This window comes from Zunongwangia profunda SM-A87 (assembly GCF_000023465.1).
GTDB classification, from domain to species: domain Bacteria; phylum Bacteroidota; class Bacteroidia; order Flavobacteriales; family Flavobacteriaceae; genus Zunongwangia; species Zunongwangia profunda.
In genome coordinates, this window is the sequence record NC_014041.1 from 2,639,976 (window position 1) to 2,664,903 (window position 24,928).

The 24,928-nt window shown below is 36.3% G+C and carries 17 protein-coding genes; 6 read left to right on the forward strand and 11 right to left on the reverse strand.

Annotated elements, in window-relative coordinates; genetic code table 11:
• Positions 1–5 precede the first annotated feature (5 nt).
• Positions 6–1,772, reverse strand: a complete 1,767-nt coding sequence (locus ZPR_RS11695; RefSeq protein WP_049771444.1) for a mechanosensitive ion channel family protein — start codon at positions 1,770–1,772, stop codon at positions 6–8.
• A 143-nt stretch (positions 1,773–1,915) separates the two neighbouring features.
• Here ZPR_RS11695 and ZPR_RS11700 point away from each other — a divergent pair, with 143 nt between their 5' ends.
• From ZPR_RS11700 to ZPR_RS11710, 3 genes are all read left to right on the forward strand, one after another.
• Positions 1,916–2,419, forward strand: a complete 504-nt coding sequence (locus ZPR_RS11700; protein WP_041579979.1) for a hypothetical protein — start codon at positions 1,916–1,918, stop codon at positions 2,417–2,419.
• 3 nt (positions 2,420–2,422) lie between these two features.
• Positions 2,423–3,157, forward strand: a complete 735-nt coding sequence (locus ZPR_RS11705; protein ID WP_013071888.1) for an LVIVD repeat-containing protein — start codon at positions 2,423–2,425, stop codon at positions 3,155–3,157.
• Between the two features lie 81 nt (positions 3,158–3,238).
• Positions 3,239–4,144 (forward strand): SMP-30/gluconolactonase/LRE family protein, encoded by a 906-nt coding sequence (locus ZPR_RS11710; protein WP_148211718.1) that lies wholly within the window; start codon positions 3,239–3,241, stop codon positions 4,142–4,144.
• Between the two features lie 71 nt (positions 4,145–4,215).
• Here ZPR_RS11710 and ZPR_RS11715 read toward each other — a convergent pair whose 3' ends face one another.
• From ZPR_RS11715 to ZPR_RS11735, 5 genes are all read right to left on the reverse strand, one after another.
• Complete coding sequence (locus ZPR_RS11715) at positions 4,216–6,024, reverse strand: acyl-CoA dehydrogenase family protein (protein ID WP_013071890.1); 1,809 nt, start codon at positions 6,022–6,024, stop codon at positions 4,216–4,218.
• A 121-nt stretch (positions 6,025–6,145) separates the two neighbouring features.
• Positions 6,146–7,333, reverse strand: a complete 1,188-nt coding sequence (locus tag ZPR_RS11720; RefSeq protein ID WP_013071891.1) for an acetyl-CoA C-acyltransferase — start codon at positions 7,331–7,333, stop codon at positions 6,146–6,148.
• Positions 7,334–7,439: 106 nt separating this feature from the next.
• Positions 7,440–9,845 (reverse strand): 3-hydroxyacyl-CoA dehydrogenase/enoyl-CoA hydratase family protein, encoded by a 2,406-nt coding sequence (locus ZPR_RS11725; RefSeq protein ID WP_041578875.1) that lies wholly within the window; start codon positions 9,843–9,845, stop codon positions 7,440–7,442.
• A gap of 2 nt (positions 9,846–9,847) precedes the next feature.
• Positions 9,848–10,300 (reverse strand): MarR family winged helix-turn-helix transcriptional regulator, encoded by a 453-nt coding sequence (locus ZPR_RS11730; protein ID WP_013071893.1) that lies wholly within the window; start codon positions 10,298–10,300, stop codon positions 9,848–9,850.
• Positions 10,301–10,517: 217 nt separating this feature from the next.
• The gene (locus ZPR_RS11735; RefSeq protein WP_013071894.1) at positions 10,518–12,299 is read right to left on the reverse strand and encodes an AMP-dependent synthetase/ligase; all 1,782 of its coding nucleotides are present in this window, start codon (positions 12,297–12,299) and stop codon (positions 10,518–10,520) included.
• A gap of 227 nt (positions 12,300–12,526) precedes the next feature.
• Between ZPR_RS11735 and ZPR_RS11740 the strand changes: the two genes are divergently transcribed.
• Positions 12,527–13,129 (forward strand): DUF4136 domain-containing protein, encoded by a 603-nt coding sequence (locus tag ZPR_RS11740; protein WP_013071895.1) that lies wholly within the window; start codon positions 12,527–12,529, stop codon positions 13,127–13,129.
• A 112-nt stretch (positions 13,130–13,241) separates the two neighbouring features.
• On the opposite strand, the gene purL is transcribed toward ZPR_RS11740, so the two are convergent.
• The 5 genes from purL to ZPR_RS11765 form a co-directional block, all read right to left on the reverse strand.
• On the reverse strand, positions 13,242–16,907 hold the full coding sequence (purL, locus tag ZPR_RS11745; RefSeq protein WP_013071896.1) for a phosphoribosylformylglycinamidine synthase: 3,666 nt from the start codon (positions 16,905–16,907) through the stop codon (positions 13,242–13,244).
• Positions 16,908–17,212: 305 nt separating this feature from the next.
• A complete protein-coding gene (locus ZPR_RS22550) occupies positions 17,213–18,628 on the reverse strand; it encodes an endonuclease (RefSeq protein WP_013071897.1) in 1,416 nt (471 codons plus the stop codon).
• 450 nt (positions 18,629–19,078) lie between these two features.
• Positions 19,079–19,918, reverse strand: coding sequence for an SDR family oxidoreductase (locus ZPR_RS11755; protein WP_013071898.1), 840 nt, complete (start codon positions 19,916–19,918; stop codon positions 19,079–19,081).
• Positions 19,919–19,994: 76 nt separating this feature from the next.
• Positions 19,995–20,888, reverse strand: a complete 894-nt coding sequence (locus ZPR_RS11760) for an AraC family transcriptional regulator (protein ID WP_013071899.1) — start codon at positions 20,886–20,888, stop codon at positions 19,995–19,997.
• A 489-nt stretch (positions 20,889–21,377) separates the two neighbouring features.
• Positions 21,378–22,475 carry a sensor histidine kinase gene (locus ZPR_RS11765; protein ID WP_013071900.1) on the reverse strand — a complete coding sequence of 366 codons (1,098 nt, stop codon included), beginning with the start codon at positions 22,473–22,475 and terminating at the stop codon, positions 21,378–21,380.
• A 215-nt stretch (positions 22,476–22,690) separates the two neighbouring features.
• Between ZPR_RS11765 and ZPR_RS11770 the strand changes: the two genes are divergently transcribed.
• Positions 22,691–24,406 carry a PAS domain-containing protein gene (locus ZPR_RS11770; protein WP_013071901.1) on the forward strand — a complete coding sequence of 572 codons (1,716 nt, stop codon included), beginning with the start codon at positions 22,691–22,693 and terminating at the stop codon, positions 24,404–24,406.
• The gene (locus ZPR_RS11775; RefSeq protein ID WP_013071902.1) at positions 24,384–24,764 is read left to right on the forward strand and encodes a response regulator; all 381 of its coding nucleotides are present in this window, start codon (positions 24,384–24,386) and stop codon (positions 24,762–24,764) included. Before ZPR_RS11770 ends, ZPR_RS11775 begins: the two co-directional genes overlap by 23 nt.
• The last annotated feature ends 164 nt before the right edge of the window (positions 24,765–24,928 follow it).

Sequence of the window (24,928 nt, forward strand, 5' to 3'; positions counted from 1 at the left end):
TAGAATTATTGCTTAGAGTTATGAGAAGGAAATTCCTGAACTCTTACTCTTGAAGTCGCTAAGAATTGGCCATCTTCTAAACTACTTATATAACTTACCAGTTCTTCCCTAAGTTCACAATGTAGGTCCCAAGCCTCTATAGCATCCTTGGCACTACAAAGAAATCTTATTTGTATAGATTTTTCAGTTGTATCAACTACCTGCACCACCGGTGGTTTTTTCTCATCCCAGCTTTCTTTGGTTTCAAGAATTTCTTTAAATTTTTTTCTAACTTTTTTTACATCGATCCTATAATCAGCGTAAATACTTATAGGGCGTATTTGGTGAGCTGATGTCATAGACCAGTTTTCAAAACTATTCGAGATCACCTGTTTTAAAGGAACGACAATGCGGCGCCAATCCCAGGTTCTTACCACCATATAAGTAAAGCGAATATCTTCTACATAGCCCCAGTTATCATCGATGATAACGGTATCTCCAATCCGGGCAGGTTTTGTAATGGCAATTTGTATTCCGGCAATAATATTTCCTAAGGTACTTTGAGCGGCAATACCAAGAATCACCGTGGCAACCCCAGCTGAAGCCATTAAGGAAATGCCTAATTTTTCAAGAGATCTAAATTGTGATAAGATCACAGAAGCACCAAATATAATCACGATAAAAGTAACTATTCTTCTGGCCACAGATATGTAAGTTAGCATTTTTCTGGCTTCAGAATTTTCTTCCATAGTGGTATCCCCAATCTTATTTTCTGCGACATACAGCATAAAAGAATCAACCATTCTCATAAAAAACCAGGTAACTGAACCAATAACCACAATTAAAAGTATAGCATAGAGGGTAGTTGCAAAGGATCCGGCAAACGAAATTAGATTATTCAATAAGAGATAAAATGATAAAACACCAATCGCTACGCCCGCCGGAGTGGTTAGTTTATCTGAGATATTTTGGATCCATCTTTTTTTAGATTTATTTAGAAATTTTTTAAGGTAAAAGGAAAAAAGTTTTCCAATGTAATAGCAAAGTAATATGAGCAGTAATGCCCCCACAAACTTCCAAACAGGCATGTTCCATAATTTTATTCTGGCCCAACCGGGCATCATTCTATCTAACTTTCTAGGACCATATACCTTATAAAGTGCATCGATATTTTCTACAGTATTGGGGGAGATCAACCAAAATGCACCATAATCTTTATATTTTACCCGTTGCAGTCTGAGCACGTAATCTATGCCATCTAATTCAACTTCACCAAAGACAATACTTCTACGAGGATTTCCTGCTACAGCTTTATTTGTACTGGTTTGTATATCGATCTGTCCATCAGGTCTATCGGGTAGATCATCCCAGTTTAGCTTTACTCGTTGATTGATTACAAAATAAAGTTTCTCTGCTAGAAGCGCCGCATCTTTATGGGATAGATTCGAAGGTAATAGATTTAAGTTTAAAGCATATGCTGCCTTTTTATAATCATTTTCCCTTGAGCTTACGATAAAGTATTCTAATGTTGCCTGAGGTGTCTGGAAATTTACGTTATTGGGAGGTAAACCAATACTTTTATTCACTCGATTTAAAACATAATAGGCTTCATTATATTCTTTAATGGCATTGCTTTTAAAGTCTCCTTTCTTTTTAATCGTTGGAGTTTTACTGGGCAAGCCTGTACCAGATTTTTGCGAGGTAGAATCTTGTGATTGCTGAGCGTTAAGCAATTTACAATTTAGAAAGAAGAATAATAGAAAACAGAACAGCGTTGAATAGTTTTTTCTCATACCTTACAATTTACAGGGTTTTTAGCAAAAAATTATTAGAGCTTTGTTAAAGCTATATGAGTTTAATTTCAATCATAATTTTTAATAACTATAGTGCAACCATTGTTATAGAAGAACATCTACTAATAAACTAATCAATGTATATGATGAAATATTTATTACTATTTATTTGTACAATTTCGCTTCAGTCATGTATCTACTGGGGTAGTGATGACGAAATGATGCATGGTAGCAGATATACCCCAATTACACAAACAAGACAAACTTTTGAGAGCACAATTGAGCGTAAATCAGCTAGACCGGTTAGTAATGCCGGAAAAATTTATGTGAAAGATCAATTTCTATTTATTAATGAAAAGGAGGAAGGTTTTCATATTTACAATAACCAAGATCCCGAAAATCCAGAAGCGATTTCATTTTTAAAAGTTCCCGGAGCGACAGATTTAGCGATACGCGGGAATACTATATTTGTTCATCATTATGTAGATCTACTTTCCATAGAATTGAATTTAAACACGAATGAAATTCTTACTATGACTAGGATTCCCGATGTTTTCCCTCAGCTGAATTCGCCAGACGGTTATGAAGCAGCGTATTTTGATATTCCTGCAGATCAAATAATTGTTGGCTATCAACCTAAAAATTAAACGATGAAAAAAATTGTAATTATTGTATTGGTAGTTTTGCTGAGTGCTTGCAGCTCAGATAGTAGTGATACGGGAAATATTACTGATGGCCAAGGGGGGAGTTTAGCTCGTTTTACTCTTTCCGGAAATTATTTATATACCGTTGGAGATCAATCTTTAAGTGTATTTGATGTTTCAAATACTGAAAATCCTGTTTTTAAAGGTGACACCTATATAGGTTTTGATATTGAAACTTTATTTGGACTTGGTGATAAACTTTTTGTGGGAAGCCGACTAGGAATGTACATTTATGATATTTCTTCTCCCGAAAATCCATTGCGATTGGCAGAAGTAAGCCACATTAGAAGCTGTGATCCTGTAGTTTCTTCAGGTGATTATACCTATGTAACCTTGCATACCAATTCTTCCTGCCAGGGAAACATCAACCAGTTAGAGATTTATAATACTGAAAACCCGCTTTATCCTGAATTATTAACGACCGTACCAATGAATCAGCCTATAGGTTTAGGTTTATATAATCATTACTTACTGGTAACCGATTTAGATATAGTGCGGGTCTTAGATGTATCTGAACCTCAATATCCAAAATTTGTGTCATTTATTCCTGTGAAAGGTTTTGATGTGATTATTAGGGGGGACGAATTATTTGTGATTGGAGACGAAAACCTTACACAATTTGAGCTTTCTATTGGGGAGGATGAATTGATTTATACGGAAACAGGTAGTATTGAATTTTAGTCTTCCACTTTATATTGGTTCTATAAAAACCTTTTTTTTATGAGTAAATTTGAAGCTTAAAATTTTTAAAATTGAATGAAAATGAAAAAATACCTTTTAATTCTTAGCGTATGTAGCCTTCATCTGCTTACGGTGAGTTGTGAAAAACATACATCTCCTGTGAAAGATGGAGCAAAACCGGAACTGATTTCTGATGAGTTTATATTTACCGAAGGCCCGGCTTCTGATAAGGAGGGAAATGTATATTTTACCGATCAGCCTAATAATCAAATTTTAAAGTGGGACGCAAAAAGTAATTCCATTTCAGTTTATATGAAAGATGCAGGTCGTTCTAACGGAATGTATTTTGACGATGATCAAAATTTGTGGACCTGTGCCGATGAAAATTTTCAGCTATGGAAGATAAGTCCAGATAAAGAAGTAAGCGTTGTTTTAGACGGTCACGAAAACAAAGCATTTAATGGTCCTAATGATTTATGGATGGATGAAAAGGGCGGTTTTTACTTTACAGATCCTTACTATCAAAGAGAATATTGGGAAAGAAAATCTCCTGAGATGGAGAAAAGAAAAGTGTATTACCTGAGTCCAGATCATAAAACCGTAACACCCGTAGCAGAAGGTTTTGTACTTCCAAACGGAATTATAGGTTCTTCTAAAGATCAGGTTTTATATGTTTCAGATGTTTCAAAAGAAAAAGTGTATAAGTATCAAATACAGGATAATGGTACACTAACCGATAAAGAGCTTTTTGCTGATATGGGCTCTGATGGAATGACCTTAGATAATGAAGGAAATCTATACGTTACCGGCGATGGAGTTGTTGTTTTTGATAAAGAAGGCAATAAAATAGATCATATTCAAATTGATAAAGATTGGACAGGTAATGTTACTTTTGGTGGAGCCAATGAAGATATTTTGTTTATTACCGCTTCCGATGCGGTTTATAAACTTCCAATGAAAACTCACGGGATTCGATGGAATCATTAATATTAAATAAAAAGAGCTGCCAATTGGCAGCTCTTTTTCAATTTAAAAATCAAACTTAACTAAACCTCAACTTAAAAACAATACTTATTTTCTGCGATTAATTTATCGGCAATTTCAGTTCTTAATTTGACGACGTTCGGGAAATTATCGTATTTCGTGAAACGCTTTAATCCCATTAACATCATTCGTAATTCGTCTCCTTCAGCGAAAGAAATAATTCCTTCTTTGGCTTTGGCGTTGATTTTTTCAACGGCATTATAAAGGTAAAGCTGAGACATTGCTATTTGTTCTTTTTGGGTATCTTCCCCAAAACGTTTCGCGTTCTTTTCGGTTCTTAAAATAGCCGATTCTGCCATATATACTTCAATTAGAATATCTGAAGCAGCCAATAATAATTGCTGATGTTCTTCTAGCTGTGGTCCAAATTTCTGAACAGCACTACCGGCAACCATTAAGAATACTTTTTTCAGCTTTTTGATCATTTCTTTTTCTTCCGCAAATAATTCAGAATAATCAGGTTTATCGAAAGATGGAATTCCCATTAATTCTTCTCCTACCGCTTGTGCAGGTCCTAAAAGATCTACGTGACCTTTCATCGCTTTTTTCACGAGCATTCCTACCGAAAGCATTCGGTTAATTTCATTGGTGCCTTCATAGATTCTTGAAATACGAGCGTCTCTCCAAGCCGCTTCCATAGGGGTGTCGGCAGAGAATCCCATTCCACCAAAAATCTGAATTCCTTCATCGGAGCAATGCTGAATATCTTCAGAACAGGCTACTTTTAAAATAGAACATTCAATTGCATATTCTTCTACTCCTTTTAATTCGGCTTCAGAATGAGAATTTCCACTTTCCATACGAAGGTGAATTCGGTCTTCTATATTTTTAGCCGCTCTGTAGGAAGCTGATTCGCCTACATAAGCAGAAGTTGCCATTTCGGCTAGTTTTTGTTTAATCGCTCCAAATTGTGCAATGGGTGTTTTAAACTGAACTCTTTCATTAGCATACTTGACGGCATTTTCGGTTACCCGACGTTGTGCATCTAAACAAGCCGCTGCCAGTTTAATTCTACCTACGTTTAAGGCATTCATCGCGATTTTAAAACCTTCACCGCGATCCGCTAACATATTTTCTACCGGAACTTTGGTTTCATTAAAGAATACCTGACGGGTAGAGGAGGAGTGAATCCCTAATTTCTTTTCTTCTTCCCCAAAGGAGATTCCGTTTTCTTTATCGTTTTCTACGATAAATCCGGTGATGTTTTTATCATCTTCAATACGTGCAAAAACGATGAACACATTCGCAAAACCGGCATTTGAAATCCACATTTTTTGTCCGCTGATGCTGTAATATTTTTCATCATCAGAAAGCACGGCTTTTGTTTTCCCTGAATTGGCATCACTACCTGCGCCCGGTTCAGTTAAACAATATGCACCAAACCATTCTCCGGTGGCTAATTTTGGGACATATTTTTTCTTTTGCTCTTCGGTACCATACAATGTGATCGGCATTGTACCAATCCCGGTATGTGCTCCAAAAGCGGTAGCGATCGATCCGGTAGCTCCCGAGATATAATCGCAAACCAGCATTGTAGAAACAAATCCCATACCTAATCCATCATATTCTTCGGGTACGGCAACACCAAGAAAACCAAGTTCTCCGGCTTTTTGCATAATTTCTTCCGTAAGTGCGTAATCTTTTTTCTCGAATCTTTCCTTATGTGGAACGATTTCACGATCTACAAATTCTTTTACAGAATCACGCATCATCTTTTGCTCGTCGTTAAAATCTTCAGGAGTAAAAACATCGTCGCAGCTGGTTGCTTTTACTAAGAATTGACCACCGCGTAATATATCTTTTTGTTCAGTTGTATCACTCATTTTAATCCCCCTATCCCCCGAAGGGGGGAACTACCTATTGGAGGTTATAGGTTTTTATATTAAACATTTTGTTAGTTCTCAATTTAAATTCCTCCCCTTAGGGGAGGTTAGGTGTTGGGGATTAGAATACCTCATAAACTCCCGCAGCACCTTGTCCGGTTCCTACGCACATCGTGACCATGGCGTATTTATTGTTAAGCTTGCGTTTACGCATTTCATCAAAAATCTGAACAGATAGTTTAGCTCCGGTACAACCCAGTGGATGACCCATAGAAATCGCACCGCCGTTTACATTCACGATATCTTTGTTTAATCCTAATTCACGGATGACCGCTAGTGACTGAGAAGCAAAGGCTTCGTTCAATTCGATTAATGAAATATCATCTTGTTTTAACCCAGCTTGTTTGATGGCTTTGGGAATTGCTTTAACCGGTCCAACTCCCATAATTCTTGGCTCTACACCAACCGCGGTATAACTCACCATTCGGGCAATGGGTTCAAGGTTGAGTTCTTTTACCATTTCTTCGCTCATCACCATTACAAAAGCAGCGCCATCACTCATTTGTGAAGAGTTTCCGGCAGTTACACTTCCACCTTCTGCAAATACAGGTCGAAGTTTATTCAATACGGCTTCAGAAGTATCTTTACGTGGTCCTTCATCTTTAGTTACGGTATAGCTTTTGGTTTTCTTTTTTCCGTCGCCATCTACATAAGTCTGATCTATGGTAATGGGAACAATTTGATCTTGAAAACGATCTTCTGCCTGTGCTTTTATGGCTTTTTGGTGAGAATTGTAGGCAAACTCATCCTGGTCTTCCCGAGAAACTTTGTACTGATTAGCCACCGCTTCGGCAGTTAATCCCATGCCCCAGTAATAATCTTCGTGCCCTTCTTTTGCCAGTTTATAATCGGGAACCGGTTTGTAACCTCCCATTGGGATGTAGCTCATACTCTCGGCACCACCGGCGATGATACAATCTGCCATTCCACTTTGAATTTTAGCGGAAGCAATAGCGATGGTTTCCAAGCCTGAAGCGCAATAGCGGTTTACCGTCATTCCGGCTACGTCTTCGGTTTTTAATCCCATTAAAGAGATTAACCGACCTACGTTTAAGCCTTGCTCTGCTTCGGGCATTGCATTTCCTACGATCACATCGTCGATACGATTTTTGTCAAATTCCGGAAGTTTGTCCATCATATATTCGATGGTTTCCGCTGCCAGTTCATCTGGTCTTTTAAATCTGAACACACCTCGGGGTGCTTTCCCCACTGCGGTTCTGTATGCTTTTACTATGTATGCTGTTTTCATATATTTTCCCCCTCTAGCTCCCCCAAAGGGGGAGAACAAAAGGTATTTTTTTAGTTAAACAATATTCATCTAAATCCCTCCCCTCTGGGGAGGTTAGGTGGGGATATTAGTTTCTCAACGGTTTTCCCTTCTGTAACATATGCTGAAGGCGTTCTAAAGTTTTTCGTTCTCCGCAAAGGCTTAAGAAAGCTTCACGTTCTAGGTCTAATAAATATTGTTCGCTTACGTAAGAAGCTTCCGATAGGTCTCCACCAGCCATTACATAAGCCAGTTTGTTAGCGATTTTCTTATCGTGGTCGCTAATGTATTTTCCGGCATTCATCTGATCGGTTCCTACATAAAAAGCTCCTAAAGCTTGTTTTCCTAAAACTTTAATGTCTTTGCGCATAATTGGTTTGGTGTAGCCATTCTCTGCCATTAATAGCGCGTGTTTTTTCGCAATGGTTAATTGGTTGTCGCGGTTCACCACCACAATATCTTTTCCTTTTTGCAGAATATTGGTATCGTAAGCTTCGTAAGCTGAGGTGGATACTTTTGCCATTCCGATAGTAAGGAAATTTTCGCGTAATCGGTTCAACTCTACATCATCTTTCTGGTAGGTATCAGCAGCTCTTAAGGTCATTTCTTTAGAACCTCCACCGCCGGGAATTACCCCAACACCAAATTCCACTAAACCAATATAAGTTTCGGCGTGAGCCACCACTTTATCGGCGTGTAATGAAAGTTCGCAACCGCCACCCAACGCCATATTATGCGGAGCAGATACGGTAGGGATAGAGGAGTAGCGCATACGCATCATCGTATCTTGGAAGTATTTAATGGCCATATTCAGCTCATCATATTCCTGCTCTACTGCCATCATAAAGATCATTCCGATATTAGCACCTACCGAGAAGTTTTTTCCGTCGTTAGACACTACCAGTCCGCGGTATTCTTTTTCAGCCAGATCGATTGCTTTGTTGATTCCATCAAGTACATCACCTCCAATAGAATTCATTTTACTGCGGAATTCTAAATTTAGAATGCCATCACCTAAATCTTCAACGACAACGCCACTATTTTGGAATACGGCTTTAGATTCGCGAATATTATCTAAGATGATATAGGAGTCTTGTCCGGGAACTTTTACGTGTTCCTTTTTCGGGATTTCATAATAATAGGTGTTTCCTTCTTTTACGGAATAAAAGGAAGTAATACCGGCATCCACCATTTCTGAAACCCAAGCTGCAGGCTCGTAACCTTCAGCTTTCATCATTTCAATTCCTTTTTCTACACCAAGTGCATCCCAAACCTGAAATGGACCGTGTTCCCATCCAAAACCGGCCTGCATCGCATCATCAATTTTGTAGAGTTCATCAGTAATTTCTGGAATTCTGTTGGAAGCATAAGCAAATAATGCTGAAAAGTTTTTACGGTAAAACTTCCCTGCTTTTCCTTCATCTTTAATTAAAACTTTATAGCGATCGCTAAGTTTATCGATGGTTTTGGTTTGCTCTAGTACACTGAATTTCGCGCTTTTTCGATCACGGAATTCCATTTTATCAAGATCAAGCGATTTGATTTCGCTGGAACCATCTTCTTTCTTTTCTTTTTTATAAAAACCTTGTCCGGTTTTGCTTCCCAACCATTTGTTATCCATCATTGTTTGGATGAAGTCTGGTAGTGCAAAAAGATCGTGGGCTTCATCCTCTGGAACGTTTTCGTACAAACCGTTGGCAACGTGCACCAAAGTATCTAAACCAACAACATCTACAGTACGGAAGGTAGCCGATTTCTGGCGACCAATCACCGGTCCGGTTAACTTGTCGACCTCTTCAATGGTCATATCCATATCTTTTACCATATGGAACAAACTCATAATGCTGAAAATACCAACGCGGTTTCCGATAAAGGCCGGTGTGTCTTTGGCGATCACCGATTTTTTTCCAAGGAATTTTTTTCCGTAGTCATTGAGGAAATCTAATACCTCTCCTGAAGTATTGGGTCCTGGAATAATTTCGAATAAGCGTAAGTATCGTGGCGGATTGAAAAAGTGTGTTCCGCAGAAATGTTTCTGAAAATCTTCACTTCTTCCTTCGTTCATAAATTTAATGGGAATCCCGGAAGTATTGGAAGTGATTAAAGTTCCCGGTTTTCTATGCTTTTCAAGTTTTTCAAAAACCTGTTTTTTAATGTCTAATCGTTCTACTACCACTTCGATAATCCAGTCGGCTTCAGAAACTTTAGCGATATCATCTTCTAAATTTCCAGTGGTTATGCGATTGGCAAAATCTTTATGGTAAATAGGAGAGGGCTTGGATTTTAAAGAATTTTGAAGGGAATCGTTGACGATGCGATTACGCACTTCTTTATCTTCTAAGGTAAGTCCTTTTTTTTGCTCTTTTTCATTGAGTTCTCGCGGAACGATGTCAAGCAGTAATACCTCTACGCCAATATTGGCGAAGTGGCAGGCGATACCGCTACCCATAATTCCTGATCCAATGACAGCAACTTTATTGATTGTTCGCTTCATAATTATTTAGCTGAGGTTTCAGGTTTATAAATTTTTTTATTATTAATTAATTCCATTATCGTATGTGCTACTTCGATGAAGGTTCTAAGATCTTCTTCACTAACATTTTCTTTTACGGCTTCATCAAATCTTAATACCACACCTTTAGAGAAATTACGCATTTCCAGACCAAAATTTGTGAGATTTATAAGAACGCTACGACCATCTTCCGGATTTCTTTTACGAACGATTATACCTTTATCTTCCATGGTTCTTAGAATTCGGCTAAGGCTTGTAGCCTCCATACCCATTTTTGGGCCCAGAGAAGTAGATGGAGTACCTTTTTCTGGATCTATACTAAGTAAAGCAAAACCCGTTGCCATAGTACTACCGGCTTTGCCGGCTTCTTCATTATACATTTTAGAAACAGCCATCCAGGTAGCTCTCAAAACATAATCTATCGTTTTTTCTTTCATATTTTTCCCTTCCGAAGGATTTAATCAGTTAAGATGATAATTTTTGGGTACTTCTGAAGTGCAAGCCTCCCAAATGTAATAAAAATATACTATGCGCGCATAATAAATAAATGTAAATTTTGTTAATACTATATTATTTATACTTTAATTTTTAGACTAAACAAAAAAATCCCCTTGATTGGGGATTTTTATTCAATAAATTAAATGTTATTTTGAATTATTGATGATCGTATATAAGGTTATAAAGATCACTATATTTTTCCTTTACATTCTTTCGCTTCACTTTCATGGTAGGAGTCAGGTGACCATCTTCAACAGTCCATACCTCTGGGGTTAATTTGAAAGTTTTTACCTGTTCCCAGTGACCAAAATTTTTGTTATAAAAATCTATATCCTGCTGAATGCGATCGATCACCAATTGATTATTAGCAATTTCTTTTTCACTTTTATCTCCAAGATCAATGTTTTTACGCGATGCCCATTCACGTACAAAGTCAAAATTGGGTTGAATTAAGGCGGCAGGCATTTTTTCTCCTTCGCCCACGACCATTATTTGCTCAATAAACTGTGATTGCTTCATGATATTCTCCAGAAGTTGCGGTGCTACATATTTACCCCCTGAAGTTTTAAACATTTCTTTTTTTCTATCTGTAATTTTTAAAAAACCATCTGCATCAATTTCCCCGATATCTCCGGTATGAAAATAATGATCCTTTGTAAGTACTAATTTTGTTTTTTCTTCGTCTTTATAATAGCCCATCATCACACTTGGGCCTTTGGCTAAAATTTCTCCGTCTTCTGCAATTTTCACTTCGCAGTTTTTTATAGGTTTTCCAACCGTTCCAATTTTAAAATTATGATCTCTCTCATCGTTCACGGCTATCACAGGTGATGTTTCAGTAAGTCCGTACCCTTCCATTACAGGAATTCCTGCCGCAGCAAAAACTCTGGCCAGGCGGGGTTGTAATGCCGCACTACCAGAAACAATTAGTTCTATATTACCACCTAAACCTTCTTTCCATTTTGAAAATACGATTTTACGTGCGATACCAAGTTTAAATTCATACCATGATCCATTCGCTCCATAAGGTTCATATTGATGCCCTAAGCTTAAGGCCCAATTAAATAAAGCCGTTTTTATACCTCCGGCAGAAGATCCTTTAGCTATAATTTTGTCGTAGACTTTTTCCAGTAACCTGGGTACGGCAGTAATCACGTTTGGTTTTACCTCTTTTAGATTTTCACTAAGCATATCTATCGATTCTGCAAAGTATATCGAAACCGCATAATACTGGTATAAATAAAGAATCATACGTTCAAAAACATGACAAACCGGTAAGAAACTTAAGGCGGTATAGGTCCCGAAATCGAACGGTACACGTGGGGCGCTTCCTATAACGTTACTTACGATATTTTCGTGAGAAAGCATTACCCCTTTAGGCTTTCCTGTTGTTCCTGAGGTATAAATTAGAGTCGCAAGATCTTTAGTAGTTACAGCGTCCATACGCTGTTGAACTTCGTCCTGATTGCTGAGATCTTCACCAAGATCAAGCACTTCTTTCCAGTTTTTACAAGCTTCAATTTCATCGAAACTGTACACTTCTTTAAGATGTGTATTTTCTTTTATGGCATTTACCTTATTCAATACTTCTTTGTCAGAAACAAAACAATAAATCGATTCGCTATGATTTATAACGTATTCGTATTCCTGTTCAGAAATTGTAGGATACACGGGTACATTTTGGGCGCCAATCTGTAATATACCAATATCCATGATATTCCATTCATTCCTGTTATTAGAAGAAATCACTGCGATTTTATCATTGGGTTTTATGCCAAGTCTTAAAAGGCCTCTACTAATTTTATTTGCCTGGTCTAAGTATTGGTTGGTAGACAATTTTACCCATTCGCCATTTACCTTGGTAGCTAGCGCGGTTTCCAGCGGAAAATGTTTCTGCTGATAATATGGAAAATCAAAAAGACGTTTTATCTCGTTCATCAATGTAATCATTAGAGTACCTTGCAAAATAGCAAAATATAAGAGTATTTCAAATGAAATTAATAAAAAAGAAACTAAAATTTAGTGCTGATTTATGATTTTTTTAAAGTATAAGAAGAATAATTTATTTTATGTATCAATAATTTAAGCGATTAGTTAAAATATGTTTAAAAGCAGAAATATGTTTCTTTTCCTGTATGTACTTCATTAGATTGGCTATAAAAACTATGAAAACCAACCAATTTTTAGGGCTTGTTGTTTTTAGCCTTTTATTTGTTTATTGTGGTAGCCAGGTAAAAACCACTAATCCTAAGGAAAAAGATCTGACTAATTATCGAACTTATGCTTATTTGCCGAATACCGGTTTTAATACTGCTAAAATGGAGAGTAATCAAGATATTAATAAAGTAGTACTGGAAACGGTAAATAGGAATATGAAAAATGCAGGGTATGCATTGGATACTGAAAATCCCGACTTACTTGTTCTTATCAATTCGACCACAAGTATTGAACAAAATCAACACACTGATGCAGCGTATGCTTCATACCCTTACGACCCAGGGGTGACCGCCGTAAGTCCGCTATATAGTAATTACTTTTATCCCGGTTTTGCTAACTTCGGGCCAATTACAGGTTACGATGTAAATACATATCAATATCAGGAAGGAGCTGTTGATATTAATTTGGTAGATAGTAAAACCAAAGAGTTAGTGTGGAGTGGGCAAACTTCAGGAGCAATAGTTAACGCAGCAAATCTTAAAGCGCAGGAAGAACTTATAAATCAAATTTTTAGTGAGTTTCCTATATTTCAGGATAAGTCAAATAAATAATAAACTGAGTTGATTTATTTTATCTCAAACTAAGATTTTGCAGTTAGTATTAAATAAAAAGGAGCTGAGAAATCAGCTCCTTTTATATTTACTAACAATTCTAAGTCTAAGATTATTTATTTTCTAACCATTTTCTTGCATTTTCAAATGCGCTAAGCCATGGTGTTACTTTATCATCTTTACGATCTTTTGGGTAATATGCCCAGTTCCATGAGAATGTAGAACGTTCTAAATGCGGCATCATCACCAGGTGTCTGCCAGAATCATCGGTTAACATTGCCGTATTAAAATCTGATCCATTAGGATTAGCCGGATATCCTTCAAACCCATATTTTCCAACGATATTATATTTATCCTCGGGATAAGGAAAGCTAAACTTACCTTCCCCGTGTGCTGCCCAAATTCCTAATTTGCTACCGGCAAGATTTCCCAGCATCACCGAAATATTTTGAGCGATTTCTACAGAAGTAAAATTACATTCAAACTTATGCGAGTCGTTATGTAACATTTTCGGTTTTTCTTCATGATCAGGATTTATTAATCCTAATTCGATAAATAACTGGCAACCGTTACAAACTCCAAGCGACAAGGTATTTTCTCTTCTGAAAAAATTATCTAAAGCTGTTTTAGCTTTTTCGTTATAGAGGAACGCACCGGCCCAACCTTTTGCACTTCCTAAAACATCAGAGTTAGAGAACCCTCCAACTGCAGCAATAAACTGAATGTCTTCTAATGTTTCACGACCGCTAATTAAGTCGGTCATATGCACATCTTTTACATCGAAACCGGCAAGGTGCATCGCACGCGCCATTTCACGTTCAGAATTGGATCCCTTTTCACGAATAATCGCCGCCTTAATTTTTGGCTTATTTTGATCTATTTCAGGAAGCTTTCCACTAAAATTAGTTGGGAATTTATAAGAAAGTGGCTGATTTTTATAGTTGTTGTAACGTTCTGCCGCTTTTTCTTTTCCGCTTTGTTTTTGGTCTAATAAAAACGAAGATTTATACCAGATATCACGTAATTCCGCAATATCAAAATTCAATGTTTCTTCCCTATTTTTAATTGTTAGGATACCATTCTCTGAAACTTCGCCAATTTTGAAGTATTCGATTCCGTTCTCTGCCAAAACTTTTTCAGCAGTATCGTCGAATGCCTGAAAAACAACCGAACTGTTTTCGTTGAATAAAAGTTTTACAAGATCGCTTTCGCCTAAAGTTGAAAGATCGATGTTAGCACCTAACTCCTGATCTGCAAAACACATTTCTAACAAGGTAGTGATCAATCCACCGGAAGCCACATCATGACCGGCAGCAATCATATCCTTCTTTATTAATCCCTGAAGATTGTAAAAAGCCTCTGAGAATTTTTTATCATCTTTAATAGTAGGGACCTCGTCTCCAACTTTATTTAAGATCTGAGCAAAAGAAGAACCTCCTAATTTCAACGAATCCTGTGATAAATTCATATAATAAATCGCGCCGGCATTTTTTTGTAAAACTGGCTCTACGACTTTAGAAATATCATCGCAGTGACCAGCTGCCGAGATAATCACTGTTCCCGGAGATAGGACATCGCCATCTTTATATTTTTGTTTCATCGAGAGCGAATCCTTACCGGTAGGAACGTTGATTCCTAAGCTGATGGCAAAATCCGACACACCCTGTACCGCTTCATAAAGTCTGGCATCTTCCCCTTCGTTGTTACAAGGCCACATCCAGTTAGCGGATAAGGAAACCGATTTTAAGCCTTTTTCAAGCGGAGCCCAAACGATGTTAGTAAGTGCTTCAGCAATAGAATTTTTAGAACCAGCTACAGGATCTACCAAGGCCGATATAGGGGAGTGGCCTATAGAAGTTGCCACTCCATCTTTACCTTTATAATCCAATGCCATTACCCCAACATTGTTTAAAGGTAATTGTAAAGGCCCTGCGGTTTGTTGTTTTGCTACCCTACCTGAAACGCAACGATCTACTTTGTTGGTTAACCAGTCTTTACAAGCAACGGCCTCCAACTGTAAAACTTGCTTTAAATATTCCTGAATATTGGAAGACGAGTATACCAGTTTATCATAGTTTCTGGTAATCGTTTTATCGTTCATAATAGTTTTTGGAGAACTTCCAAACATATCTGAAAGGTCCAAATCCATTGGTTTTTTACCACTCTCTTTACCTTCAAAAGTAAAACGATGAGAACCTGTAACATCACCCACATCATACATTGGTGAACGTTCTCTATCGGCAACACGTCTAAGCGTATCAATATCTTTCTCTCCTATTACCAATCCCATACGTTCCTGGGATTCGTTACCAATAACTTCTTTTGCAGAAAGAGTTGGATCGCCCACAGGTAGCTTATCAAGATCAATATCACCTCCGGTATCCTCAACTAATTCACTTAAACAGTTTAAGTGTCCGCCGGCACCATGATCATGAATAGAAACAATTGGATTATCCTCAGCTTCCACCATTCCACGTACGGCATTAGCCGCACGTTTTTGCATTTCGGGATTCGAACGTTGAATGGCATTTAATTCGATTCCGCTACTGAATTCTCCTGTATCAGCAGAAGAAACAGCGGCACCACCCATCCCGATTCTATAATTTTCACCTCCCAAAATGACGATTTTATCGCCTTTCTTTGGAATATCTTTTTTTGCCTGACTTGCTTTACCGTAACCAACGCCACCGGCTTGCATGATTACTTTATCGTATCCCAATTTTCTGCCGTGCTCTTCATGTTCAAAAGTAAGTACAGATCCAACAATTAGTGGCTGGCCAAACTTGTTTCCAAAATCTGAAGCTCCATTAGAGGCTTTTATCAAAATATCCATTGGGGTTTGATATAACCATTTACGCTCGTCCATCGCTTTTTCCCATGGACGGTCTTCTGCTAAACGGCTATAGGATGTCATATATACCGCAGTTCCGGCTAAAGGCAGCGAACCTTTACCACCGGCCAAACGATCCCTGATTTCGCCACCACTACCGGTAGCCGCTCCATTAAAAGGCTCTACTGTAGTAGGGAAATTATGCGTTTCAGCTTTTAAAGAGATTACAGAATCATATTCTGTATTTTGATAGTAGTCTGGCTTATCGGCAGATTTTGGTGCAAATTGTTCTAATTTTGGACCTTTTATAAAAGCTACATTATCTTTATAAGCTGAAACAATTTCGTTAGGATTTTCTTCGGAAGTTTTTCGGATCATTTTAAATAAGGAAGAAGGTTTTTCTTCTCCATCAATAACAAAAGTTCCGTTAAAGATTTTATGCCTACAGTGTTCAGAATTTACCTGTGAAAAACCAAAAACCTCAGAGTCGGTTAATTTTCGACCTAATTTCTCAGCTAGTCCCTGTAAATAGGCAACTTCTTCAGTATTTAAAGCTAAACCTTCCTGCTGGTTGTAGGCTGCAATATCTTCAATTTCTTTAATAGCTTCAGGCTCAATGTCAATTTTAAAAATATCCTGATTTAATTCAGAATATTTTTGAGACAGCATAGGATCAAAATCGGTAAAAAGCTCATCGATTTTATAGAATTCTTCAATTCTAAAAATACCGTCAATGCCCATATTTTGGGTAATCTCTACCGCGTTGGTACTCCATGGAGTGATCATCGCAGCACGTGGCCCAACAAAAAAATCTGCCAAAGCAGATTCGTTATATTTTTGCGCGCCTCCAAAAAGCCAGTTTAATTTAGAAATATCTTCAGCTAAAAGCTGTTTGTCCGTTTGCACGGCATAAACCTTATTGGTTTGAGTTCCGAAGAATAGGATCATCCTAAAGAAGTTTTGTGTTGTTGTTGAAAGCGCAAATTTACTTTTTTAAACCGAATATTGAAAGTTATTAGCCCTGCCAATGGCGATAATATCGTTTAACTTCCCGCTAAATTATGGAAGGCTTTTCTAGCTTTTTGGTTTAAGAGATTATTGAGGTGTTTTATGTCTTTGATTACTAGTTATTTAAGTGTTTTAGCGTTTAATGTTTAAGGTGAGGGGCTCACTTTTCTTTTTAGTTCGTAATACTATATTTAACGAAAAAGCGTACCATTTAGGTACGCTTATATATTTTAGAAAACTTATAATTAATAGGTTCCTATATTATCAACTGTATTTTTTTCGAATGATTCCCATTCGTCACTATTATACGTTGCTGAAGGAGCAGTAACCGTAGCTTTTCTTCGTAGTGTTACATCCTTTGCAAAATCATCGCCTCCTGAGGTTCCAATCATATCGATAAGCGTTCCGTCTTTAAATAAACCTACCGGATCGTTCCCATTAAAATCGATTGGGGCACCGCCCTGACTAATGTCCGCTTCATCCAATAGTTTTTGTAAATCTGATTGTGAATTGATAATAACTAAAACTTCTCCTGGGGCTAAGGTTCCAGATAACGAAAGCTCATTACTCCATTCTCCGTTACCATTTACCTGTTTTTGAATGCTATACCCGGATAGATTAGCAGTTTCTTGAGAAATGTTTAGTATTTCGAGCGCTTTATTATTTCCGCCACCTTCAACATATTCAGAAAAAAGTAAAACAGCATTCGTACTACCTTCATTATCTCCACCGGTGTTATCTTCTTCCTCTTCACCGTCATTACCATTATCTTCCGCCGGAGTTTCGGTATACTCTTCAGAAATCGGACCACTATATTCGGTTGTCCATGTGTTTACAGCTTCATCATCACCACCCCAAAGCACTGTTGCTAAATATGGATTATCTATAAATGGGTTACGATTTCCCTGAGCTGCAGCAATTACATTATTTTTTTGAACCTCTAAAATAGATACCGGATCTGCTGCATTCCATTCTAGAAATAAATCCAGATTCCCTACGGTCTCGAAGCTTTGGTCATAGCGAATGCTCATATACATTACAATTCTTGCTACATCGCCTCTCCAATCGTCGCCAGGATACCATCCGTTAGTCTTAGAGGAGAATGTTCCTTCTCCAGAAACAAATGGGCTGTTTCCTCTGTTTGAATTGATGCTAATATCTGCAGGATAAAAATTATGAAGATCAGCTTCACCTATTTCAACATTAATTTTAGATTTAGGATAAACATGTTCGGTATTGAATGTTTGATTTTTATTGTCGTTGTTACCCGATTCATATTGATCTTTAGGTCTGCTTTCACCAGAATATACTAAAACTACATGATCGGGATTGTTAGGATCTTCAGTAGCGTCATATAAGTAATCGTGACGTTGCCAGTATTCCAAAACTGTAGTATGCTGCGTTGAAGTGAGGGTAATTAATTCTTCTTTTAATTCTTCTACACTTACCTCAAAAGATACATTACTATAGTAATCTGTGATTTCTTCGGGAATTGTAAAATTAAGGTTTAATACATCGCCGTCTTCTTCGCCAACTTCATCGGGATTATCTGAATTCTCCGTGTCCTCGTCAGGGTTTAGTGTTATATCGTCATCTTCACTACAAGAAATTAGAAAAATAAAAAGAAAACAAAATAAAAAATTACTGAATTTAAACTTCATCGTTAGAATGATTTGTGGTTTTATAGATTAAAATTGATTTAAAATACCGGTATGTTGTAGCATGCGAATTTAAGTTTTAAAGTTTGGAATTGACTTTAAGATATCATTAACTTTGATAATATTGATATATTAATGGTTAAGAACCGCGGTTTAACATAAAAGTATTTAGCAGTTAATTTGTATCATTAAGTGAAATTTAAAAGAAAGTTTTATTAGATCTGAGGTAGTTTATAAATGCCCCCAAAATAAATCTTAGGCCAAAGCATCTTTTACTACGGTTTCATGTAGCACTTAGATTAAAATATGATCAATTTTACTTTAGTTTTTTGGTGATGAAGCCAATATAATATCTGATTTTTTACTCTATTAGTACCATACTTTATTCTATTTTATAGAAAGATAAAAGCGTCATGTCAGGATAATCGTTTTACAATAATAAGGAGAACCTATTTACTCAAAATCTGTTGAAAAGGATACTTCTTTTCGCTTTTTCATCGAATCTGCTAACTCTTCAATTTTAGAAAAAGCCCTATCGTAAGCATCACTGCCTAAAAATAGGTTTATGGGTGGATGGGGTTCATTTACAAGTTTTAATAACACAGCAGCCACCTTATCGGGATTTCCGATTTGATGGCCATCTATTGATTTAAACTTTTGATGCGCTGTTCTAATATGCTCGTAAGCTGAAATTTGGTTTTGGTTTAGCTCGATGGATTCTTCCTTGGCAAAACTTGTTCTAAACCAACCGGGAGAAATTATGGAAACATTTATTCCGAATGGCTTCAACTCTTGGGCTAAAGCTTCAGAAAGTCCGTTCATGGCCGATTTGGCTGCTCCATATACCGACCAACCCGTGCCAGGAGCAAAACCGGCAATTGATGAAATATTGATGATATGACCGGATTGCTCTTTTCGCATATAAGGAAGCGCTTGTTGTATGACTTTAATTACGGCAAAGAAATTAACATCAAAACTCTGTTGAATTTCATCCTCGGTTAGTTCTTCTAAAGCGCCACCGGTACCATAGCCCGCGTTGTTCACTACGACATCAATTTTACCAAAACTGTCAATGGTCGATGCGATGGAGTTTTTGATGGATTGCTCATTGGTGAGCTCTACTTCAAGCGGAAGAAAAGAAGCTGCATATTTACTTCCTACTTTTTTAGATAGTGTTTTTACATTTCTGCTTGTGGCGGCAACTTTTTCGCCTTTTAGTAAAAGTTGTTTTGTTAGTGATAATCCGAGCCCTTTAGAGGCTCCGGTGATGTACCAAATTTTTGAATTTTGCATAACTTTATATTTTCCACAAAATTAAGCTGGACCACTGGCTTTAAATTTACCCTAAAGAAACCATAGTTTGTAACCATCAAACCTTTCTGAAGTCTGATGGAGCATACTGGGTTTGGCTTTTAAAAAATGAGCTAAAATGAGACTGGTCTTTATAACCAAGTGCTTCACTAATTTCAGCAATATTCCAGTTGCTATGCTTAAGTAATGCTTTTGCCTCACTCAATAAGCGTTCGTTAATGAGTTCAGTGGTGGTTTTTCCTGTCGTTTTCTTTAAAACCCGGTTTAAGTAATTGATATGGATGGCCAGTTGGTCTGCGAAATCGGCCGGGGTTCGACAAGTAATCTTTTGGGAGATGCTTTCTATAGAGAATTGCCTATCCAATACCTCCATAAATACAGCCGTAATCCTAGTAGCGGCATTGGTAGATTCAGGCTTTGCAGGACTAACCGAAAGTTTAAGAGCACTAAATATTAATGCTGACACATAACTTTTAATCAGCTCATATTTATAGCTGTAATCCCCTTCCATTTCATTTTTCATTTTGACAAAAAGTGGATGTATTTCTGCAAATAAATCATCTGAAAGTGGATAGATGGGTTTTGAAAAAGGTTTAAATAGTGGTAGGTCAGTGAGATGAATTCTAAGGCTATCCTTAAAAAAATCTTCTTTAAAAACACAAAAATAACCTTTGGTTCCTGGGGCTAATGTTTCGTAAGTATAGGGCGTATTGGGGTTGAAAAATAAAAGTGTCTTCCCTGAAACCGGAATACTTTCATCGCCAAAGTGAAAAATATTTTCGCCCTCAAATAGCAGAATTTTATAAAAATCCCGCCGCACATAAGCGGGGGTCTTCACATTATATTTCATGTTTTCTTCAATAGTAAACATGTCAAACAACCCATTTTTCTGATTTTTGATTTTTGGTGGTGTTTGAAACTTATGCTTATAAAATTCTTCTAAAGATTCCAATTATATAATGAGTTTGGTGATGTATTTAAGCAGTTGGTTTGTTTATCTGGCTGCTAATATCTGTATATGACTATCTGAGTATTTAAATAACTAATTTAGCAAATACAAACCTAATAGAAAATTGGAGTAGAATTATATAATTAAGTTCGAATGAGCAATAAATTATATATGGTTTTATCCAAAATTTTTTCATTTGATTTAATGTTATCTTGAGTTCCAATGTTCCATTAGTCACAGGAGATATAATTAAAATCATTTCATTTTCTTGAATAGTTTATTTATTTGGATGATTCTAAGCGTTTTTTTACAATCTTGCCTTAAAATGATAGAATTGATTATTTATTGATTTGTATTAGTGCGGGTATCTTTATATCCACAAGGATAGAATATTAAGTTGGGAAAGATTAATGTGCTTTATAGAAAGGTTTAACAGGAGGCGTTATTAAGTAAAGGAAGCAGGATTACTGAAAGAGTTATCTTATATTTAGATTATTTGACTTTCGGAAAATAAAGATCTACCTTAATACCATGGCCTGGGCGACTATGTATGGATACTTTTCCTCCAAGTTCATCCATATGACTTTGGAGCAGATAAAGTCCCAATCCTTTACTATCTTTTGTGATATTTTCTGTCACTACTTTTTCCTGAAATGCTTGCTGGTGGGCTTGAAAAATGCGTTCCTTATACTTTTCTGCATCAAAACCAATTCCATTGTCTTTATATTCTAAATGAATAAATGAATTGGTTTGTGAACTTTTCATAGCGATAATTAATTGTGGCTTTGCCGTTGCATATTTTATGGAGTTCGAGATAAGATTTAAAAAAATACTATAGAGGTAGGTTTTACTGAAATAAACCATCTCTGCTTCTGAAAAGTCAATTTTCAGCTTAACATTTATGGCCGTCAGTAGGGTTTTAATATTTTCTAGAACCCGTTGTAATACGGAATAAAGATAAATATTGTCTGCTTTTATTTTTTCTTCTGAATTTCTTTTAAGCTCGTCTATATAATCACTAAGGGTTACTTTTAATTCTTCTGTGGCATCTGCTATAAGATCAACAATCTCTCTGTTTTCAGGATCAATATTTTCTAAATCCAATAATGAATATAAATTCTGCAAGTTACTCACACAAGATCGTAAATCATGCGAAGTCATATAGTTCACTTTTTGCAGAGCTTTGTTGCGTTGATTTAGATTTTGAATCATATCATTACGATGATTTTCCAATAATTTTTTTGCGGTGATATCCTTAGCAATCGCATAAATTAACTGGCGCTCTGGTATAGGAATAGAAGTCCAGGATAACCATATGGTCTCTCCGGATTTTGTTATATATCGATTTTCGAAATCATACAGCGGCCTACTATTCTGCAGGTTCAAACGAGCCTGTTTAGTCTTCTCATAGTCCTCAGGATGCAAAAAATCCAGGATAGGACGATGTTGTAGTTCCATCATGGAATAGCCCAGGCGTTTGCATAAAGCCGGATTAACCTGCCGCAAAAATCCGTCATAGCCCGCGATACAAAGTAAATCTGCAGACCATAGGAAAAAATGTTTAAACTGTATATCGTTTTGAGATGTCATTAGTTAAAATGATTTAATCTATTTTTCTATTAGATTAAGTATTTATTTTCCGAAAATAGGAGAAAATTGACATTTTTTTTAATTTACTGATAAAAAATTATCTTGATTATTAAACCTTAATATAAAACGTATTTTATTGAAATATTGATTTATATTCGACAATTATTAAATAAAAAATTGTTGTTGCGATAAGCATTTAATAAATACCTCTAGTTATGGACAATATGCATTGTCTTTTTTTTAAAATCGATACAACATCTAGCTCACTTTATAAAGATTTGTCCCATATTCTAAAGGAATTGGGGCTTAATAATATGGATGATTTCGGATTGTCTTCAGTAAAATCGAGTAATGTTGACTTTGTATTTGTTCATCACAATTCTATAGATCAGGGCATTCCTAAAAAACCGATAGCAAACAATACAGCCATCCTTATTTTGAATCCTGATGTCGAAGAGAATTTTTCTACGATACAAGATTTAGGATATTCAGACGTATTATATACCGACTGGTTAGATAAAAGACATTTAAAAAACTGTATTCAAAAACGTTTAGAATTTTCTAACAATAAGGTGCAGGAGCTTTCTAATACGATCAGCCTCTTACAATATAATCGTATGATAGGGGAGTGGGAGTATGATGTAAGCTCGAAAAAGATCTCCTGGTCAAAGAATGTCTTTAAGATGTTTAATTCCCCTGAACATATTGCTGAAAATATGATTTGGCAAATGGCTGTTACGGCAAATGATCGTAAATTAATTTTTAATGCCCTTTTTAAAAATCCATATTCAAGTATTCAATCTTTTGAATTTCACGCATTGGTCGGCAAAGGTAGGAACCGTCATTTTAAGGCAATTGCTAAAATTATATTTAAAAACAATCTTCCTTTTAAAATTTCCGGTATTCTTGAAGATATTACACCTGAGCGTGAAAGTAGAAAATACTTGTTAGAAGTGTTGAATGAAAGAAAAGAGATTTTAGATACCATTCATGTAGGTGTTCTTAGACTCAACAATAATGAAGAAATAGTTCAGTATAATACAGCGTTAATTACAATGTTAGGCTTAAATAATGGTCTTTACGGGCAATCAATGCAAGAATTAGCCCAAAATGGCGCTTATGCCAGTTTGGTTTTTAATACAGTAAAGAAAAAACTGGCTAAAAAACGAACGCTTGTAGGCCAGGTTTATGATCGACAGAAAAATAGATGGTATGAATATACCATTATCCATAGCACGACGAATAGCTATGTTTACTTTAGGGATATCTCTAAAGTTAAATTTCAGGAGTTTCAGTTCAAAAAAATTCAACATTTACAGCGCTATGTAATTCAAAGTGCTAGGAATTGTATCTGGGTAGTTGATAGGAAGCATAATTTAATCCTGTCTAATCCGGCGTTTCATGATCATGTTCGTAATTTTTATAAAGTTGTGGAATCAGGGGAAGACCAAAGTGGTTTATTATCTCAAATGACCAGAAAAAATCGTTGGCAATGGCTTATAATGTATAGAAAGGCTTTTCAGGGAGAACAAATAAATTTTCAATATTGTGAAATGGATAAATTAACTCAGCGAATTAGATATTATGAAATTTCTCTTAACCCTATAATCCAGGAAGATAGCGATCAAATAATTGGAGTATCCGGTTTTTCCACAGAAATTACGGAGAAGATGGAAAAAGTAAAAGCTCTTGAGACGCAATACCGTAAGCTTAATGAAATAAAATGGACGCAAGCTCATATTGTCCGTGCCCCCTTAGCAAATATTCTTGGGATAATTCATATTTTGCGTAATCAGAAATTAAACGAGGAGGTGACTCAATTTATTCATTATATGGATACAGAAAGTAAAAAACTAGATATGCTGGTGCGTAAAATTTGTGAAATTTCAGAAACGAAAGAAGAAATTCATGACTATTATACTCTTAGATGATGATCCTATCACCAATATTATCAATCAAAAAGTTGTAAGCAGTTTCTTTCCTGAAGATAGTATTGATGTTTTTACTAATCCCAAACAAGCAATATCTTGTATCGAAAATATGGTTAATGAGAAGATACTATTGTTTTTAGACTTAAACATGCCTGTTTTAAACGGTTGGGAAGTGCTGGCATACCTGGATGCTCATAAAAGATTTGATAACATTAAGGTTATTATCGTAAGTTCGACCCCAACCGAGGGCGATAAAAGGCGTTCCTATAAGCACTCCCGAGTGAAATCATTTATTATAAAACCCTTAACGTATCCTAAAGTGGAAAAATTGAAAAATGATCTGCTACTTCAGAATTGATAAAAAACCAATCAAAAATAGACAGGTTTATAATCTAGTCGACACGATTGTAACAACAACTTATAAGAATACTGAATTGAATTCATATAAAGCGGAAAGTGAAGAATGGGTGTACAAAGCTTTTTGCTGAGCATTTTAATAGTAGCCGTTAGGCGAGGTGGAAC